The organism is Bacteroides cellulosilyticus, assembly GCF_020091405.1.
Taxonomy (GTDB): Bacteria; Bacteroidota; Bacteroidia; order Bacteroidales; family Bacteroidaceae; genus Bacteroides.
The window spans coordinates 476,243-494,854 of record NZ_CP081903.1 but is presented as its reverse complement, the minus strand read 5'-3'; the positions used below and the strand labels follow the sequence as shown (position 1 = coordinate 494,854).

Sequence of the window (18,612 nt, the reverse complement as noted above, 5' to 3'; positions counted from 1 at the left end):
GCAAATGTAGTGATAAAACTAAAAAAACAAAATTATTTGTTGAATAAATAATGCAATCTTTTACTTATAATTATCAATATAGTTCCAGACCGAACTCATCTTTCAGTTGTAGCAGTGCATTGTTCTTTTGGGCCATCAGTTGAAATTTCTCTACACGACTGTAAGCACGTACCTTTTCAGTGGGGGCACTGACACGGACGGTCATGGTGGCTTTACTGTTTCTTAGGCGTTTACGTAAGTAACCTTGCAAGGTAGGAATCAGATCGGTAAACTCCTTGGCTGCAATGTCATTTTCTACAACAACTTCGAAAGTGGTCGCATCCAGCATGGTCAGGCGGATTACTTGCATACGTTTGGCAAGAGCAGTCTGCTCCTGTGGCAAGCGGCCGGCATATTCCTGCCAATAGTAGTTCACGTCCTTTTCGTTGAAGATGAAATCTTCTTCGGGTTGTGCATTCTGCTGAACGGTGGAAACAGTACGTTTCTGTTGCTCTTCGTCTGCCCGCGGATGCTTGATGGAAACACCCAGACCGGACATTTTCATGACCGGTATTTTCTTTTCCTCTTTTCCTTGCGCCATCAATACGGCAGTAGGAGTGGGGCGCATGGTCGTCTGCGAGCTAAAAGCTTGCTGAACTTCCGGCGAGAGAGGGGCAGCCTGGGCTGCGGGAGCTTGTTGTACAGGTCGGGGCTGTGCCGGAGCAGCGGTTGTAGCCTGCTGTTGGGGCATAGCATTTGCGGCCTGTGGCTGCTGAGCGGCGGCAGGCTGCGAGAATATGGGTTTGATAGATTGTTTAGGGCCACGCCCACCGCCTGCATCGTCCCCCTCGGCGGTAAGCTGGGCTACCTGAATCAGAGTCAGTTCCACCAGCAAGCGCTTATTTTTGCTGGCACGGTAGTTCAGATCACAATCGTTGCAGAGCTTCATAGCCCGGTAAAGGAAGGGCAACGGGCACTTCTGTGCCTGAGACTGGTAACGTTCGCGAATGCTGGCACCTACTTCGAGCAATGCCAGTGTGGCGGGGTCTTTGCTTACCAACAGGTCGCGGAAGTGAGAAGACAGTCCTGTTACAAAATGACTGGCATCGAATCCTTTATTCAGCACATCGTTTAGCAGCAGTAAAGCATCGCTGACCTGGTTTGCCAGAAAATGATCTGTCAGTCGGAAATAATATTCGTAGTCCAGTACATTCAAGTTCTCGATTACGCTCTTATAGCTGATGTGTCCGCCGGTAAAGCTGACCACTTGGTCGAAGATAGACAAGGCATCACGCATACCACCATCAGCTTTCAGGGCAATCACATTCAGTGCTTCCGGTTCGGCGGTAATTCCTTCCTTCGACGCTACGTATGCCAGATGAGCAACGGTGTCTTCCACACCGATACGGTTAAAATCATAGATTTGGCAGCGGGAAAGGATGGTTGGCAAAATCTTATGCTTCTCCGTAGTAGCCAGAATGAAGATGGCGTGGCGAGGCGGTTCTTCCAGCGTTTTCAGGAAAGCATTGAAAGCCGAGGCAGACAACATGTGTACCTCATCGATGATATATACCTTATATTTACCTATCTGGGGCGGAATGCGTACCTGCTCTACCAGCTGGCGGATATCGTCTACGGAGTTGTTGGACGCGGCATCCAGTTCATGAATATTGTATGAGCGCTGTTCGTTGAATGCCGTACATGATTCGCATTGGTTACACGCTTCTCCATCAGCCGTGGGAGTCATACAGTTGATGGTCTTGGCGAAAATACGGGCGCAAGTGGTTTTTCCCACGCCGCGCGGACCGCAGAACAGGTAAGCATGTGCCAGTTTGCCGGTGGCAATGGCATTCTTCAGCGTAGTGGTCAGGGCACGTTGTCCCACTACCGACTCAAAGGTGGTAGGGCGGTATTTTCGTGCCGATACGATATAGTTTTCCATGATTTGGGATATTCTTGTCCGTTACAATTTGTGCAAATGTACACAAAAAAAAGGAATTTCTCAGTTATTCCTCTTATCTTTGTAGGCGAAGAATCTCTCCCGGGCTTCTTTAATTATTAAATCTTTCATTCTTTAATTTGTTTATCAATGGATAAATTAGCGACACTTTGGGCCTTTGTCTGCAGGCGTAAATACCTGATTACGCTTGTGGTGTTTGTGGTTATTGTCGGTTTTCTGGACGAGAATAGCATTGTGCGCCGCATGGGCTATGCGAATGAAATCAGCCGTTTGAATAATGAGATAGAGAAATACCGGGCAGAATATGAAGAGAACACAGAGCGGTTGAACGAACTAGCTGTGGACTCCGGTGCCATCGAACGCATAGCGCGTGAGAAGTACCTGATGAAGAAACCGAATGAGGATATTTACGTATTTGAAGAAGACATCGAAAAATGAAATCCCTGATACCTGCTTTGTTTACTGTAGGCGCTTTGATGGTGCTGTTTGGTGCTGCCGTCTATATTACCGGTTGGGAGCCTGCTCCCTATGTTTATACGATTGGTGCCACTATGGTAGCGTTGGCACAGATCAATTCACCTTCCAAGAGCAATAGAGCCAATGTGAAGCGTCTTCGTCGCCAACAAATATTCGGTGCGTTGCTGCTGGTACTTACGGGTGCATTCATGTTCTTTACTCATGGAAACGAATGGATTGTATGTCTGACGGTTGCTGCCGTACTGGAGTTGTACACGGCTATCCGTATTCCACAGGAAGAGGCGAAAGAATAACGCTAAAACGTAAATCCCACCCCGATATAGTATCCTAACTTCTTTGACTGATTGGAATAGTTGAGTTCCGCCTCGATAGGTCCTATGATACTATTGTAGCAGTATCCTATACTGCCGCCCGCCAATCCGTGTGTATTTGTTCCGCCAAACAGATTTTCTATCTTGTTGGCTGTCCGTCCATAACTGCCCCGAACTACGATATACTGATTCTTGTAAGTTCTTGCCCTGACTCCCAACATTCCTGTCAAGATGGCATCCGGACTCATTTCGATGTGATTGATACCTGTAAAAGGGATCTGTTGTTCCATATACCGTCCCGGCACATTACCGCCCACGAAGTTAGATATGGCCAATGACTGCGTATTCTTCCCAACTACCCTTCCATACACCGATGGCATGATGGTGAATACCCGGTTCGGTGAGAAATATCCGCTCCAATGAGTTTGGAATACGGACACGGGACTGTTTGAACCATACGTTACCATGTTATCTGTATAGAGCCTGTACGCTGCTTCCCATTCCATCCCTTGAGTAGAGAATCGCTGATTATTCAGACTATTGTACATGATACTCGCCTGATAACTGAGCAAAGCCTTGTCACTGGATCTTGTAATGGAAACGTCCGGTCCCGAGGGCCAGTCATGGTAATTGAACTTCTCGAAGTGGATTCCCGCCTTGACAAGCATTTTATACCAGCTCTTCGTGAATCCGACCCAAGCCATGTGATGCACGTAGGTCAGGTTCATCAGTCGCTTACCTTCTTCGTAAAGATTAAAATCATTGTATCCTATCTGATATCCTGTATTTATATCCCAGCTTTTTTGTGGTGAGTAAGTATATTCAAGCCTTCCAAAGGTCCGCTTTCCCAACCGGGTAGTGAGGCTTAACTGCGATTTCTTCTGTGCTCCGAAATAACCCCTCGCATTCAATAACAATACTGCCAGTTCTTCATTATCAAACCGTCCTCCAATATTTATAGTATTGACCGGCTTTTCATGGGGAGTGATTTGTGCTACGGAAGGTATCGTATCCAGCATAGCCCGTGTTGGTATTTTGAACGGTTCGGGATATTCCGCCCGGTAATTCGTACGGATACCTATTTCTTTTTTCAGTGCAATCAGCTTGTCCCAGTCTTTCATGGCGGCTTCTTTACCTCTGTGCATCAGGGTATCCAGTGCCTCGTGGTTGAAACTTGCCGCTGAATAACCGTCTACATCTACCTGAATATGGATGTTGCTGTCCTTCACATTTTTCCTGTAACTCTCTTCTCCCACCAGATTCAGAATTTGCCCGAGTACATTCGACATACTTGTCAGTTCATCCGCTTTCATCAATGGATTTTGTACATCGACTCCGATAATAATTTCCGCTCCCATCTGCCGGGCAATGTCTACGGGATAATTATCCGTCAGTCCGCCGTCCACCAATACCATGCCATTGAGATAAACAGGGGCGAATACTCCCGGAATGGACATACTGGCGCGCATGGCAGTTGCCAGAATACCGTTGTGGAAAACGACTTTGCTGCCATTCACGATGTTGTCCGATACACAGGCGAATGGAATAGGCATCCGGTTGAAAGAAATGGAGTCGTGATATCCCACTGTCAGTTCGGAAAGTAGCCGGGAGATATTTCTTCCTTTTATAATTCCGGCATCGGATACATGTGCCGATTTCCCTGCAATTGGTACAGACAGCAGGTATTGTTCTTCTCTTAGCTTCTCGCTCAACAGTGTGGTTTCCGGATCAAGGGCATCGGAAAGCAGATATTTCCAGTCCTGTGCATTGACAATGCTGTCCAGTTGTTGCGGGGTGTAACCAATGGAGTATAGGCCGCCCACGATGGCGCCCATACTGGTGCCCACTACGTAGTCTATCGGAATACCGGCTTCCTCTATCACTTTCAGTGCTCCAATGTGCGCTACTCCTTTGGCGCCGCCGCCACTCAATACTATTCCCACTTTCTTACGGTTCTGTGCTCCGAGCGTACAGGCAGAAAACAATACTATAATTAATAAGGACAAGGATTTATATTTCATAATCGGGGATTGTTACTAATTGTTCAGATAAGTAACAAATAAAGTGGGCAAATGGATTACGATAAAATGTGTTATGGTAAAACGGTACCATAATGAGTTTTCACCACAGAGTAACACAGGGTATCACGGAGTTCTATTCTTTTGATTTCAAATTGATTAAGCTCTGTGAGACTCTGTGTTACTCTGTGGTGAATTAATTCAAAACCGCTACAGATATGAATAAATGTCTGAAAAGGATCAACATATATAAAAAACTTTATTTCTTGATGATTAAATAGTACAAAAGGGAGTGCTTCACTTGCTTTGAAACCTTCCGAAAACCTGTGTTAGGGAAAGTCGTTACCTTTGCCAGCCTCAGTCGTTACCTTTGGGTGCCTCAGTCGTTACCTTTCCTACCCCAAAGTCGTTACCTTTCCTTACCCCCTCTCAGAAGGTGCTGTAGAGGTGATTTGGACGTTGATGCTCCGGCTTTGGGTAAAAAGATACAGAGATGAAAAAATGCGACATTTACATATTGATTAGGGTAACCGCAATAAAAGTTTCATATCTGAAAAGTAATGAGTTTTCACCACAGAGTAACACAGAGTATCACGGAGTTCTATTCTTTTGATTTCAAATTGATTAAACTCTGTGAGACTCTGTGTTACTCTGTGGTGAAAAGATTCATAACCGCAAATTAATGAACCTCACTCTTCTTTTGTGCTCCGATAGCGAATGGGTGATGTTCCCAGGTGTCCTTTTACATATTTCCCGAAGAAAGATTGATTTGGGAAGTTGAATTCTTCCGCAATCTCTTTGATAGACTTGTCCGAATGCTTCAGTCGGTATTTGATGTGCTCTATCGCAGTCTCATTTATCAAATCCAGAGGAGCCCTTCCGCATGCTTGCTTGATGACCTTCGAAAAGTGTTTGGGCGTATAGCAAAGTGCATCGGCAAAGTAAGTCACTGAGCGGTGCATACCATTGTCTTTAGACAACAGTTCCATGAACTTCCGTAGAATATGGTCAGCCTGCTTGATGCCCTCTTTCGGTAGTTTGGCTTTCTCCGAATCGGCGATTTCTTTGTTGAGATACCCCATCATCTCGCAAAAGATAGCGGCAAACAGATGCTGCACCACCGCTTTATGATAACAATGGGGTTCATCGTTAATCTTCGCCAGGATTAAGTCTCCATAGTGTTTAAAAATGGTGTTATCACTTTCCCTGTTCACAGATTTCACCGGATTGTTGTGGATATGGATGGCAGTGTCCCACGTATCTTTTTCTATTTTGAGGATACGTTGCAGGAATCGGGTGGAAAATCCTGCAAGCCTTACTTTATATTTAGGACTCATCATTGTGTGTCCGATAATGGTGTTGGGAAGGCCAAGCAGTAAGTCGCCCGGCTGTAGCTGGTAAGTCCGGTTATTGACATCCAGTTGTATGCACCCTTCTATACAAACGGCAATAAGGAAATATTCCAGTCTGACAACCTCATTATTATAAGGTATTTCATCCAGACTGTTGACTATCGCAAAGTCATCATCTATATAGTCAAGAATATGCTGACTGTTCTTAAAGTCTTCAATGGTTACGGTCTTAATGTTCTCTTTTTCCATATTATTTCATTTTTCTTTTTTGCAAAGTTGGTAAATTATGGGGAAAACAGGATGTCCTATTATCCTTTAATATTGTTCTATATGATGCTTATTGATAATTAGTTAGCTTTAAAAGTGACGAATAACGAAAATGGGACATTCTTGGGGGAAAATTGATCACTATGGCTTTGTTCCTTTCTCCTACATTTGTCCCAGTTTTAATAAAAAGACAATTAGAGTAAGTATGATTACAGTGAACAAAAAATGGTTACGGCTGATAGGGATTGTCGGTTGTACAGTGTGGATGGCATCTTGCAAACAGGCAACGGATGCGGGAGTGAAACCTTCTTATGCAATAATGGAAGTAAAAGCGGCGGATAAAGAACTTTCCACTTCGTATTCGGCCACTATCCGTGGGCGGCAGGACATTGATATCTATCCGCAAGTATCGGGTACTATCGAAAAACTTTGTGTGACTGAAGGACAGACAGTTCGCCGTGGGCAGTTGCTTTTCGTTATCGATCAGATTCCCTACAGAGCTGCGCTCAAGACTGCCGTTGCCAATGTGGAAGCCGCACGTGCTGCAATGGCGACTGCCGAACTCACCTACAACAGCAATAAAGAGTTGTATGCACAGAAAGTAGTTTCAGAGTTCAGTCTGAAAACAGCTGAGAACACCTATCTCACTGCCAAAGCACAGCTGACGCAGGCCGAAGCCCAGGAAGTGAACGCACGCAACAATCTTTCCTATACTGAAGTGAAAAGTCCCAGTGACGGAGTAGTGGGTGCATTACCCTATCGCGTGGGTGCATTGGTAGGTGCCAACCTGCCGTATCCGTTGACTACGGTCAGTGACAATTCGGACATGTATGTCTATTTTTCCATGACTGAGAATCAGTTACTTGCCCTTACACGCCAGTATGGTAGCATGGATGAAGCTCTGAAGAACATGCCGGAAGTGGAATTGATATTGAATGATAATTCGGTATATAATAAGAAAGGTGTCATAGAATCCATTAGTGGAGTTATCGACCGTCAGACGGGCACTGTAATGGCGCGCGTGGTATTTCCTAACGAATCACGCCTGCTTCATAGCGGAGCATCCGGTACGGTAGTGGTGCCCAGCATCTATAAGGATTGCATTGCCATTCCGCAGGGAGCCACTGTGCAGATGCAGGACAAAGTTGTGGTATATAAGGTAGTGGACGGTAAAGCCGTCTCTACACTGATCACTGTAGCCGGAATAAGCGACGGGCGCGAATATGTGGTGCTCAGCGGATTACAATCCGGTGATGAAATTATATCGGAAGGTGCCGGATTAATGCGCGAGGGCACACAAGTAAAATAAGAAGGGAGACAAATTATGAAAGGAAATGTATTTATAAAGCGGCCGGTGATGGCTATCTCCATCTCCGTGCTGATTCTGGTCATAGGGCTTATTTCGCTCCTTACGCTGCCGGTAGAGCAGTATCCGGACATTGCACCTCCCACAGTATATGTAAGTGCCCAGTATACGGGTGCCGATGCCGAGGCGGTAATGAACAGCGTCATCATGCCGCTGGAAGAGAGTATCAATGGTGTGGAGAATATGATGTATATCACTTCTACGGCATCCAACTCCGGCCTCGCTATTATACAGGTCTACTTCAAGCAAGGTACGGACCCGGACATGGCGGCAGTGAATGTGCAGAACCGTGTAGCTAAGGCACAGGGGTTACTGCCGGCCGAGGTAACCAAAATCGGTGTAAGCACGCAGAAGCGTCAGACCAGTTTCCTCCAGATTGGTGCTTTGGTCTGTAACGACGGGCGTTATGATCAGACATTTCTTGCCAATTATCTGGACATCAACGTACTGCCTCAAATTAAACGTGTAGAGGGGGTAGGGGATGTAATGGAATTGGGTGATACGTACAGTATGCGTATCTGGTTGAAGCCGGAACGGATGGCACAATATGCCCTGGTTCCTTCGGATATTACTGCCGTGCTGGGTGAGCAGAACATTGAAGCTCCTACCGGTTCGCTGGGTGAGAGTTCGAAGAATGTCTTCCAGTTCACTATGAAGTATCGCGGACGATTGAAGAGTGTGGAGGAGTTCCAGAATACGGTGATCCGTTCGCAGAAAGACGGCTCTGTACTCCGCCTGAAAGATGTGGCCGATGTACAATTGGGTACGATGACTTATAGCTTCCGCAGTGAGATGGATAGCAAACCGGCGGTTCTTTACATGGTATTCCAGACGGCAGGCTCCAATGCAACCGCTGTGAATAAGGAAATTACTGCCCAGATGAAGCAGATGGAAAAGAGTCTGCCGGAGGGAACAGAGTTCGTCACGATGATGAGTTCCAACGACTTCCTTTTCGCATCTATCCACAATGTGGTAGAAACATTAATCATCGCTATTATCCTGGTTATCTTGGTGGTGTATTTCTTCTTGCAGGACTTGAAGAGTACACTCATCCCGTCCATATCCATTATAGTGTCGTTGGTAGGTACGTTTGCCTGCCTGGTGGCTGCGGGATTCAGTCTGAATATCCTGACACTGTTTGCACTGGTGCTTGCCATTGGTACGGTGGTGGACGATGCCATTGTGGTGGTGGAAGCGGTGCAGTCCAAATTTGATGCCGGATACAAATCTCCTTATCTTGCCACTAAAGATGCGATGGGCGATGTGACGATGGCTATCATCTCCTGTACCTGTGTATTCATGGCAGTGTTTATTCCTGTAACATTTATGGGAGGAACCTCCGGTGTGTTCTATACACAGTTCGGTATCACGATGGCAACTGCCGTAGGTATTTCCATGATTTCGGCTTTGACGCTATGCCCGGCCTTGTGTGCTATCATGATGTGTCCGTCGGACGGGACCAAGAGTGCCAAGAGTATTAACGGACGGGTACGTGCAGCTTACAATGCCTCGTTCAACGCTGTGCTGGGTAAATATAAGAAAGGTGTGATGTTCTTCATCCGCCACCGCTGGATGGTATGGACTTCATTGATAGCCGCTATTGCATTGTTGGTTTATCTGATGAGCACTACCAAAACGGGACTTGTTCCTCAGGAAGACCAGGGTGTCATCATGGTGAATGTCAGCATCTCGCCGGGAAGCACGCTTGATGAAACAACGAAGGTAATGGATAAACTGGAAGATATTCTGCAGGATACGCCCGAAATAGAACATTATGCCCGCGTAGCAGGCTATGGACTTATATCCGGTCAGGGAACTTCTTACGGTACAATCATTGTGCGCTTGAAGGACTGGAGCGAACGAAAAGGGAAGGAGCACGGTTCGGATGCCGTGGTTGCCCGCCTCAATGGACAGTTCTATGGCATTAAGGAAGCGCAGATATTCAGTTTTCAGCCTGCTATGATTCCGGGGTATGGTATGGGTAACTCCCTCGAACTGAATCTTCAGGACAAGACGGGTGGCGATATGGAAACATTCTACCAGTCGGTAATGGAGTTCCTCGGTGCGTTGAATCAGCGTCCGGAAGTAGCTATGGCTTACACGGCATATGCCATCAATTTCCCGCAGGTATCGGTAGAAGTGGATGCGGCTAAATGTAAGCGTGCCGGTATTTCTCCGGGAGCAGTGCTCGATGCATTGGGCAGCTATTGCGGTGGTGCGTACATATCCAACTATAACCAGTTCGGTAAAGTGTATCGTGTGATGATGCAGGCTTCGCCTGAATACCGCCTGGACGAGCAATCTCTGGACAATATGTTTGTACGGAATGGTACGGAAATGGCTCCGGTGAGTCAGTTCGTAACACTGAAGAAAGTGTTGGGACCGGAAACTACCAATCGTTTCAACCTGTATAGCTCTATCTCTGCCAATGTAAATCCTGCCGAAGGTTACTCTTCCGGTGAAGTGCAGAAGGTGATTGAAGAGGTAGCTGAACAGACTTTGCCTACGGGCTACGGATATGAATATGGTGGTATGGCACGCGAAGAAGCAAGTAGTGGTGGTGCACAGACTATTTTCATCTATGCCATTTGCATATTCCTTATCTATCTGATTCTGGCATGTCTTTACGAAAGTTTCTTTGTACCGTTTGCCGTTATTTTCTCCGTACCGTTCGGATTGATGGGATCATTCCTGTTTGCCAAATTGCTCGGGCTGGAGAATAACATCTACCTGCAAACAGGTGTGATTATGTTGATTGGTTTGCTGGCCAAGACGGCTATCCTGATTACGGAATACGCCATAGAGCGTCGTCGTAAAGGAATGGGTATTGTGGAATCTGCTTATTCTGCCGCGCAGGTCCGCTTGCGCCCCATCCTGATGACGGTGTTGACAATGATTTTTGGTATGCTTCCGTTGATGTTCTCTTCCGGTGCGGGTGCTAATGGTAACAGTTCGCTGGGTGCGGGTGTTGTAGGCGGTATGCTTGTAGGTACACTGGCATTGCTGTTCGTAGTACCTGTCTTCTATATCATCTTTGAATTCTTGCAGGAGAAGATCCGTCCGCCGATGGAGGAAGAAGCAGACGTACAAGTGTTGCTTGAGAAGGAGAAGAGTGAAGCTGAACGGAATAATAAATAAATAAAAGAAAAGATGATGTATCAAGGTGACATATTTTGGGTAGAGCAGTTGATAGCGTATTGCATTGCTGCTATTCTATGGTGCATTATTGATAAAATCAATTCTAGGAAACATATTAAAGATACTGAAGAATGAAAAAGCAAATCATCACATTAGCTGTCACCGGCCTGCTGCTGAGCAGTTGTGGCATCTATACTAAATACGAGCCCGTTACTTCCGTCCCCGACCAGCTTTATGGCGGGGAAGTAGTGGCCGAAGACACCGCCAGTCTGGGCAATATGGATTGGCGGGAACTCTTCACCGATCCTTATCTGCAATCCCTCATTGAACTGGGATTGCAGACCAATACTGATTATCAGTCTGCCCAGCTTCGCGTAGAGGAAGCACAGGCAACACTGATGTCTGCCAAACTAGCTTTCCTGCCTGCCTTTGCTCTTGCTCCGCAGGGAACCGTGAGTAGTTTCGATACGCAAAAGGCAACGCAAACTTATTCGTTGCCCGTCACTGCCAGTTGGGAGTTGGATGTCTTCGGCCGTATGCGCAATGCCAAGAAACAGTCGCAAGCTCTTTATGCTCAAAGTGAGGATTATCGTCAGGCTGTCCGTACCCAACTGATAGCTGGGATAGCCAATACCTATTATACGCTGCTGATGCTCGACGAGCAACTTGCCATTTCCCGGCAAACGGAAGAAGCGTGGAAAGAAACCGTGGCGTCTACTCGTGCCCTGATGAATGCCGGAATGGCGAATGAATCGGCTGTATCGCAGATGGAGGCGACGTACTATCAGGTACAGGGTTCCGTGCTCGACTTGAGGAAGCAAATCAACCAGGCAGAGAACAGTCTTGCCCTTCTGTTGGCTGAAACACCCCGTCATTATGAACGTGGTAGTCTGGCGCAGCAGCAGTTCCCCGCCGACTTTTCGGTAGGTATTCCGGTGCAAATGCTTTCCGGTCGTCCCGATGTCCGCAGTGCCGAGCGTTCACTCGAAGCAGCGTTCTATGGTACCAATAAGGCCCGTTCGGCTTTCTATCCCTCCATTACTTTAAGTGGAAGTGCCGGCTGGACGAACTCTGCCGGAGTGATGATACTCAATCCGGGCAAGTTTCTGGCATCTGCTGTAGGATCGTTGACGCAACCGCTCTTCAACCGCGGACAGGTAGTTGCCCAGTATCGCATTGCCCGTGCGCAGCAGGAAGAAGCCGCACTTGGCTTCCAGCAAACCTTGCTCAATGCAGGCAGCGAGGTGAACGATGCTTTAACGGCTTATCAGACCAGTCAGGGCAAGAAACTTCTGTTGGATAAACAGGTCGCTTCTTTACAAACCGCCCTGAGAAGTACTTCCTTGCTGATGGAGCATGGCAATACCACTTATCTGGAAGTACTCACAGCCCGGCAGACATTGCTTAGCGCACAATTGTCGCAGACTGCTAATCATTTTACCGAAATACAAAGCTTAATTAACCTATTCCAAGCGTTGGGAGGCGGACAGAATTAAAACTGTATCATACTCTCTTTCTGTTACTTTACTTCAATGAAAGGAGAGCTGCCCGGAAGGTGTTCCGTGGCAGCTCTTTTCAGTATTCCTCTTTGTACTTACTTGGGGAACAGCCGAATTGTTTCTTGAATGAAGCTGTGAAGTAAGATTGACTGCAAAAGCCTGTAACATCTGCAATATATGTCAATTTCTCATTCCCTTCTTTAATCATCTGGGCAGCCCGGTTCAGTTTGTAGGTTCGGAAGAAAGAGTTAGGACTCAATCCTGTCAGATCCTTGACTTTATAATAGAATTTGGAACGACTGATTGAGAAGATATTAAGGATTTCTCCTAAATCAATCTCTGCCTCACTTAAATGGGATTCCATGTATGAATATAATTTCTCCATGAAGATACCATCCTGCGATTGTAGTATAGGCTGTTCCTGGATATCTATTTGAGTAGATGAAGTAAGCACTTTGCGTATTTTCTCACGATTTAGAAGTGTTGATTTGATGAGTGCCGTTAAATATCGGGGCTCAAAAGGCTTCACTACATAAGCATCTGCACCTGCCGAAAGACCTTGTACCTGATGTTCCGACGAGCTTTGTGCGGTTAGCAATATGACAGGTAAATGGCATGTGGTTGCATCACTCTTTATTTTGTGGCAGAATTCATATCCATTCATGCCATGCATCAGGATGTCACTGATTATTAAATCCGGCTTTATATCGCCAATTTCTCCGATGGTTGTATTCGGATTTGTTCTGCATTCCACAACGTAATCTTTCAACAACAGTTTCATGAAATTGAGAATTTCCGTGTCGTCATCTACTACCAGGATTTTAGCAGCTTGGTCGTCATCCGGTTGATAGGGTGGGGATATCAAGTTCAGTTCTTCTCTTACATTTTCCTGTATTTTTGTTATAGCATTACTTCCTTTGGGAGAGTCGACCTGCTGATTGTTGTCATATAAAGCCGGATTCATAGGAATAATAAAGGTAAAAACAGAACCGTTGGGCGCATTGCTGCTGCATTTGATGAAGCCATGGTGCAACTCAACCAATGATTTTGCATAAAATAAGCCTATGCCGGTTCCCCATCCACTTTGGTAGTCAGGATGTTCAATCTGGTAAAAACGTTCAAAAACAGCTTTCTGCTTATCCTCGGGGATACCAATTCCCGTATCTGCGACTTTTATTTCCAACCATTCATCCGACTTAACTTTCATACTCATGGGAAATTCTGCATGGGCTATATCCTGGGTAATGACCTGTATTCCGATAGATATGCTTCCTTCTTCCGGGGAGTATTTCAACGCATTTGAAAGTATGTTAGTCAATATCTTGTCGAATTTGTCATCATCCAGTAAGAGATTGATTGTTTCGGACTGAATGGAACGCCGGACATTTATTTTCTTTTGCTGGAACCCTACAATAAAGCGATCTGCGCAGGCATTGAATAGGGGAATGACATTGGTTTTTGATACTTTCAGTCTTAAGATGCCATTCTCCATTTTATTGAAATCCAGTAGTTGATTGATTAGTTTAAGCATACGTTCGGTATTATGTCTGATTACCTGAAAAAGACTGGACGAACTTAGGCTGTCTTTCGGATTCTCTTCAAGCGTCCGGAATGCTCCGTATATCATGGTCAATGGAGTTCGGAACTCATGAGAGATATTTGTGAAATACTTGATGTTCATCATGTTGGCATACTTCTCCTGTTCACGTTGGACTGTTATTTTTCGTATCTGATCCCTGTTCTGCCTAATACGGCGGTAGATCCTCCATCCGGTATATAAGCAGATCAACAGACATAAAGGGTATACTCCGAATAATAACCACTTCTGGGCCCAGGGAGCAGGCTCTACGAATACGTCCACTGTTTTTGCATCAATCACATCTCCATTTTCATTGATTGCTCTTATTTGCAAAACATAGTGTCCCGCAGGAATATGCGAATAGTAAGCATAATCTTCATTTTCCAGGGAATGCCATTGCTGGTCTAAACCTTCCAGATAGAACTCCGTTTTGTATTTATTCAGGTTTCCATAATCTAATGTTGTATAATAAAAGTATACTCCGCTATTGTTATTGGTAAGGCAAACCTGAGCAATGCTATCTCCTTGCATTTTAACTCTCTTATGTTCATATGGCTTCAATAGCTGTTCGTTAGAAGAAATATATTCGATTTTAATCTTGCAGGTTTCGTATGGTTTTATCTCTTTAGGGTCGAATAGGGTGAGCCCTTTGGTTCCTCCAAATATCAACTCGTCACCCTGCCCATGAATTGCACACATGGGAACATAGGAATCATTCATAATTCCATCTTCTTTGTAATATGAGATAAACCGTTTGTTGGCTGTGTCGAAGCGTATTAAGCCATGTAAGGTTCCTATCCATATATTCTGTTGGCAGTCTTCTATTACACTGCACATCTGCCCACAGATGTTGGTGTCATTATAGAAACTTATTTTTTTCGAGGTCAGGTCGATGTGCATTAATCCCTGTCCGTATGAAACTCCCCATGCATTGCCGGTGTGGTCAATCATCAGATCCATACATATGATTCCTGTGCTCCGGGAACGGGGAATTTCTATTTCCTCTATTGTCATCTTATTGGAATCTACTATATAAATGTTACCTGCGTATGTACTGACAATAATGCTGTTAGAATCTATTTTTCTGATAGTGTTCACAATTCCTATATTTTCCTTTATAGCAACAGGTGTTTCCGCTCCTTTGCTGAGATAATATAGATTATGATTGCTCTCGAACCATATATTTCCTGTACCGTCTTCTCCTACCGTATAGCAGTAATAAGGATAGATTTTCAGACTTTCAATCTTATTTTCATCATAAACTTTACATTTTATCAGATTGCGGTTGGTTACCAGCCATAGCAAGTTTTCGCTGTCGACAAAGCACTGGTCTATTTCTTCTTTAGAAATAAAAGAAGAGATATCTAATCGGAAGATGCGCTGATCAGCCAGTACATGATAGAGTTCACTGTGAGATACTATTATATAGTAATCATTATTTGTTCCTCTGAAAATATTGGTGATATCCTTGTTACGGAAAAACTCGATGTTTTCTGTCTCTTTTTTAAATCGCGATTGCTGATGATATAATACTTGGTACCCATCTCTTTCGGACCCTATCCAGACATTCTGGTGGGAATCAACATATACAGTTGAAATATCATCCAATGGTATGTGGAAGGGAAAGTCTGTATGGTTTTGGTCGATGATTGTCATTTTTACAGTGTCCCATAGATAGAGTTGATTGTTTTTGGCATATAGTAGCATAGAGGAACTGTTATAAGGAGTAACTCTTTTGATATGCTTATTCTTCAGCACCATAGAAACGCGTTCAATGGAATCATTGATTACCCGGCGGAAAGTATTAGGATCTATAATGAATATTCCCTGGGAAGTATGGTAGAACAGGTCCTCATTTGGTAGTAATCCGGCTACATCCGAAAGGTCATCTATCCGGATGGATTTAATCAGACTAAAATCTTTAATGGAGTGACAGCAGGCTTCTCCGTCTCTCCATATCCAGAGATTATCATTACGGTCGGCTAATGGTAAGAAGCCGGAAAGCCGTTTAGTACATATTTTATTCCGCGCATCATACTCATAGATATTGGTGCCGACATCTGAGATGCTGAGAAAGATTCTTCCATCGCTTGTTTCTGTAATCCCGTTGGAGTAGGGGTATACTCCTTCTTTAAAGATAGTTTGAAAACTTCCGTCATTGTTGTAGACCGAAGTCCCGAATTCTGTCAGTACGAATAGTTGTCCCCTGGAAGAACAATACATCTTCAGGACTGCGTCATTACATAAGCTGGTTGTATCTTCTGTGCTTCTGTAGTGATAATAGCGCTTTCCGTTGTATTGGTAAACTCCACCTGGGGTACCAATCCAGATGTATCCTTGTTTGTCTTCAACAATATCTTTAATCTGATTATAACCGATCTGGGGTTGGCGGGTGATTGCGACATCCTTTTGTCCCCGTTCGTCAATGCTGTTGTGACAAGACAGAAAAAGAATACATCCCAAAATATGGGATAGAATTTTCATTTTCATAGTATACAAATATTTGAGGCAAAGTTACAATATATGGTGAGTTAAGCAAAATAAATATGCCCAATTGGATTTTGATTATACTCATTCGGACTGTGATTACAGATATGTGGACCTTGGTTATAGAGGTTTGGAGAATGGTTACAGTGATATATCAGATATGCATATAACTTTGCCAACAGAAAAATGAAATGCAGAATGTGCGATAATAGAAACTTTTTTTTAACCTTATTATTATGATGAACTTGAAAACAAGAACCCTGAAACAGAAACTGGCAATGCTGGTTATAATGTGTCTTTTGAGTATGACGGATACGTGGGCACAATTCAGTTCTTCTCCGGATGTGGAAGTGAAAAATAATTCGTTTTATATTGATGGGAAGAAATTCTTCATTAAAGGTATCGGCTATGAAATTGGAGCATTGCCGGGGGAACTACCGAATGAAAGAAAATTCAATCCCGACCAGTTACATTTCGATATCCGGCGTATTTTATCCGGTGGATTTAATACTATTCGTACCTGGGCTGCGTTTACAGAACAGGAACTGGAAGTTCTTCGGCAATATGATATAAAAATAATTATGGGTATCTGGATTGATCCGGCTGGTGACTTTTCAAATACACAATTCGTTGATAATGCCAAAACGATAGTTAATGATGTGTTGAGTTATTCCAAGAATTACAATAATATAATAGGCTATTTAATCATGAATGAACCCCATCCCACGGCAGTTCTGGGAGCTGGGTATCAACATACTGTGAACCTATGGACGGAGCTGGTCAATATCATTCATTCGCAACACCCCAACCGTCCTGTCAGTATAGCCAATACTCCGAATGGTACTTATATTCACCCGCATATATTCGATTTCAGTGCATATAATGTATATATCTATAATCCGGTCACGGTTAATTATCTTCATGGTTATAGAAACCATATTGATTATCTGCAACAACTTAACTCATCGGATCATCCGTTGATAATAACCGAATATGGACTGGCCGTTTCGCCTACTGGTCCGGGCGGTTGGGGATATGGTGGTAATAGTTTGTCCGAACAGGAGTCGGGAGATGTATATATGTATAAGTCTTTGGTTGATGGCGGGGCAAATGGTGCCTGTATATTCAATTATAGTGATGGCTGGTGGAAGGCTGATGATGAATTTGTGCATAGTGATTTACCGGAAGAATGGTTTGGATTGATTGAATATAGCAGTTTGTCGGATAAGCAGGGGCATGAACGCCCGGTTTGGAAAGCAATACGGGACTTCCAGTCCGCAATCATTGCACAGCCGAGATCAGAGGAAATATATATAGATAAAGTTCCTGTTGAGATATTCTTCAATGATACAATTAAAAAAATCAAGGTTTTACTGGAGGATAAATTGATTTATCAAAGAGATATGACAGATGACTATTTGCTGGACACTCTTGAAATTGATTATAAAGATATCAAAGATGTGAGATTGGTGTTTAATTGCTATGATGATAAAAACAATCTGATAAAAACAGAAGAGAAGAGTATTTTGATCACTGCAACTGAACTGACTTTACCTACTCTTCAACTCTCTGTGAATAGCAATTGTTGGCAAACCAACCAGGTTAATGTCACATACAAGGTTACTAAATCTACAGATTTTACTGTCAGTCCGACATTTGACTATGTCTATTATCCGCATATCGGATTTGATTACGGGCAGAAATTCAGTTCGATTATAGGCAACCAGAACCAAGTTGAAATATCCGGTCGGCATAGTATATCCGGAAATATAGATGTTTTTACAGTAGGAGCTGCGTTTAATATCTATTATAATGGATTTCAAAAGCGTATTTTTAATCAAATGACGATTTCCCGGCATGACCTTAGCACAGGTGTGGAGGAAAATACATTTGTTGAATCTTCTTTGGCTATCCGGATTCAGGGTGACCCGCATAGTGGAAGTCTGACTTTGGTTAGTTACGCGGACTTGCAACTTAGCCATGTGGAAGTGGTGGGTATCAATGGGCAGGTGATTGCAGCATATCGTGCCGAAAGTTCAAGGCTCGAATTGCCTGTGGGAACATTGGCAAAAGGATTGTACCTGGTCCGGGCTTATGATATGGAGGGGAGGTATACGACCTGTAAGATGTTGCTGACATGATCCCGTTCCTTTTTATATAAGATGTAAGGGTAATTGTC

General features: G+C 44.3%; 10 protein-coding genes. 6 read left to right on the top strand and 4 right to left on the bottom strand.

Going from position 1 to position 18,612, the window contains the following annotated elements; genetic code table 11:
- Positions 1 to 73 precede the first annotated feature (73 nt).
- The gene (locus tag K6V21_RS01665) at positions 74 to 1,921 is read right to left on the bottom strand and encodes a DNA polymerase III subunit gamma/tau (RefSeq protein WP_217713695.1); all 1,848 of its coding nucleotides are present in this window, start codon (positions 1,919 to 1,921) and stop codon (positions 74 to 76) included.
- A gap of 147 nt (positions 1,922 to 2,068) precedes the next feature.
- On the opposite strand from K6V21_RS01665, the gene K6V21_RS01660 reads away from it, so the two are divergent.
- Together K6V21_RS01660 and K6V21_RS01655 are read left to right on the top strand one after the other, a co-directional pair.
- Complete coding sequence (locus K6V21_RS01660; protein ID WP_007211125.1) at positions 2,069 to 2,377, top strand: FtsB family cell division protein; 309 nt, start codon at positions 2,069 to 2,071, stop codon at positions 2,375 to 2,377.
- Complete coding sequence (locus tag K6V21_RS01655) at positions 2,374 to 2,709, top strand: hypothetical protein (RefSeq protein WP_022208652.1); 336 nt, start codon at positions 2,374 to 2,376, stop codon at positions 2,707 to 2,709. The genes K6V21_RS01660 and K6V21_RS01655 overlap by 4 nt, the downstream gene beginning before the upstream one ends.
- A gap of 2 nt (positions 2,710 to 2,711) precedes the next feature.
- Here the strand turns inward: K6V21_RS01655 and K6V21_RS01650 are convergent, their stop codons facing one another.
- Together K6V21_RS01650 and K6V21_RS01645 are read right to left on the bottom strand one after the other, a co-directional pair.
- Positions 2,712 to 4,748: a patatin-like phospholipase family protein gene (locus tag K6V21_RS01650; RefSeq protein WP_224320653.1), complete on the bottom strand. Its 2,037-nt coding sequence runs from the start codon at positions 4,746 to 4,748 to the stop codon at positions 2,712 to 2,714.
- 686 nt (positions 4,749 to 5,434) lie between these two features.
- Positions 5,435 to 6,346 (bottom strand): AraC family transcriptional regulator, encoded by a 912-nt coding sequence (locus K6V21_RS01645; protein ID WP_224320652.1) that lies wholly within the window; start codon positions 6,344 to 6,346, stop codon positions 5,435 to 5,437.
- Positions 6,347 to 6,569: 223 nt separating this feature from the next.
- Here K6V21_RS01645 and K6V21_RS01640 point away from each other — a divergent pair, with 223 nt between their 5' ends.
- The 3 genes from K6V21_RS01640 (at position 6,570) to K6V21_RS01630 (ending at position 12,364) form a co-directional block, all read left to right on the top strand.
- Positions 6,570 to 7,673 carry an efflux RND transporter periplasmic adaptor subunit gene (locus tag K6V21_RS01640; RefSeq protein WP_060407582.1) on the top strand — a complete coding sequence of 368 codons (1,104 nt, stop codon included), beginning with the start codon at positions 6,570 to 6,572 and terminating at the stop codon, positions 7,671 to 7,673.
- A 15-nt stretch (positions 7,674 to 7,688) separates the two neighbouring features.
- Positions 7,689 to 10,868 carry an efflux RND transporter permease subunit gene (locus tag K6V21_RS01635; protein ID WP_224320651.1) on the top strand — a complete coding sequence of 1,060 codons (3,180 nt, stop codon included), beginning with the start codon at positions 7,689 to 7,691 and terminating at the stop codon, positions 10,866 to 10,868.
- 131 nt (positions 10,869 to 10,999) lie between these two features.
- On the top strand, positions 11,000 to 12,364 hold the full coding sequence (locus K6V21_RS01630; RefSeq protein WP_217716747.1) for an efflux transporter outer membrane subunit: 1,365 nt from the start codon (positions 11,000 to 11,002) through the stop codon (positions 12,362 to 12,364).
- Positions 12,365 to 12,443: 79 nt separating this feature from the next.
- Here K6V21_RS01630 and K6V21_RS01625 read toward each other — a convergent pair whose 3' ends face one another.
- Positions 12,444 to 16,436 (bottom strand): response regulator, encoded by a 3,993-nt coding sequence (locus K6V21_RS01625; RefSeq protein WP_224320650.1) that lies wholly within the window; start codon positions 16,434 to 16,436, stop codon positions 12,444 to 12,446.
- A gap of 233 nt (positions 16,437 to 16,669) precedes the next feature.
- Here K6V21_RS01625 and K6V21_RS01620 point away from each other — a divergent pair, with 233 nt between their 5' ends.
- The gene (locus K6V21_RS01620) at positions 16,670 to 18,574 is read left to right on the top strand and encodes a hypothetical protein (RefSeq protein ID WP_224320649.1); all 1,905 of its coding nucleotides are present in this window, start codon (positions 16,670 to 16,672) and stop codon (positions 18,572 to 18,574) included.
- Positions 18,575 to 18,612 lie beyond the last annotated feature (38 nt).

Bases quoted from the DNA above. Each gene is read 5' to 3' on its own strand.
- K6V21_RS01665 (WP_217713695.1), bottom strand. From the start codon at position 1,921: ATGGAAAACTATATCGTATCGGCACGAAAATACCGCCCTACCACCTTT.
- K6V21_RS01660 (WP_007211125.1), top strand. From the start codon at position 2,069: ATGGATAAATTAGCGACACTTTGGGCCTTTGTCTGCAGGCGTAAATAC.
- K6V21_RS01655 (WP_022208652.1), top strand. From the start codon at position 2,374: ATGAAATCCCTGATACCTGCTTTGTTTACTGTAGGCGCTTTGATGGTG.
- K6V21_RS01650 (WP_224320653.1), bottom strand. From the start codon at position 4,748: ATGAAATATAAATCCTTGTCCTTATTAATTATAGTATTGTTTTCTGCC.
- K6V21_RS01645 (WP_224320652.1), bottom strand. From the start codon at position 6,346: ATGGAAAAAGAGAACATTAAGACCGTAACCATTGAAGACTTTAAGAAC.
- K6V21_RS01640 (WP_060407582.1), top strand. From the start codon at position 6,570: ATGATTACAGTGAACAAAAAATGGTTACGGCTGATAGGGATTGTCGGT.
- K6V21_RS01635 (WP_224320651.1), top strand. From the start codon at position 7,689: ATGAAAGGAAATGTATTTATAAAGCGGCCGGTGATGGCTATCTCCATC.
- K6V21_RS01630 (WP_217716747.1), top strand. From the start codon at position 11,000: ATGAAAAAGCAAATCATCACATTAGCTGTCACCGGCCTGCTGCTGAGC.
- K6V21_RS01625 (WP_224320650.1), bottom strand. From the start codon at position 16,436: ATGAAAATGAAAATTCTATCCCATATTTTGGGATGTATTCTTTTTCTG.
- K6V21_RS01620 (WP_224320649.1), top strand. From the start codon at position 16,670: ATGATGAACTTGAAAACAAGAACCCTGAAACAGAAACTGGCAATGCTG.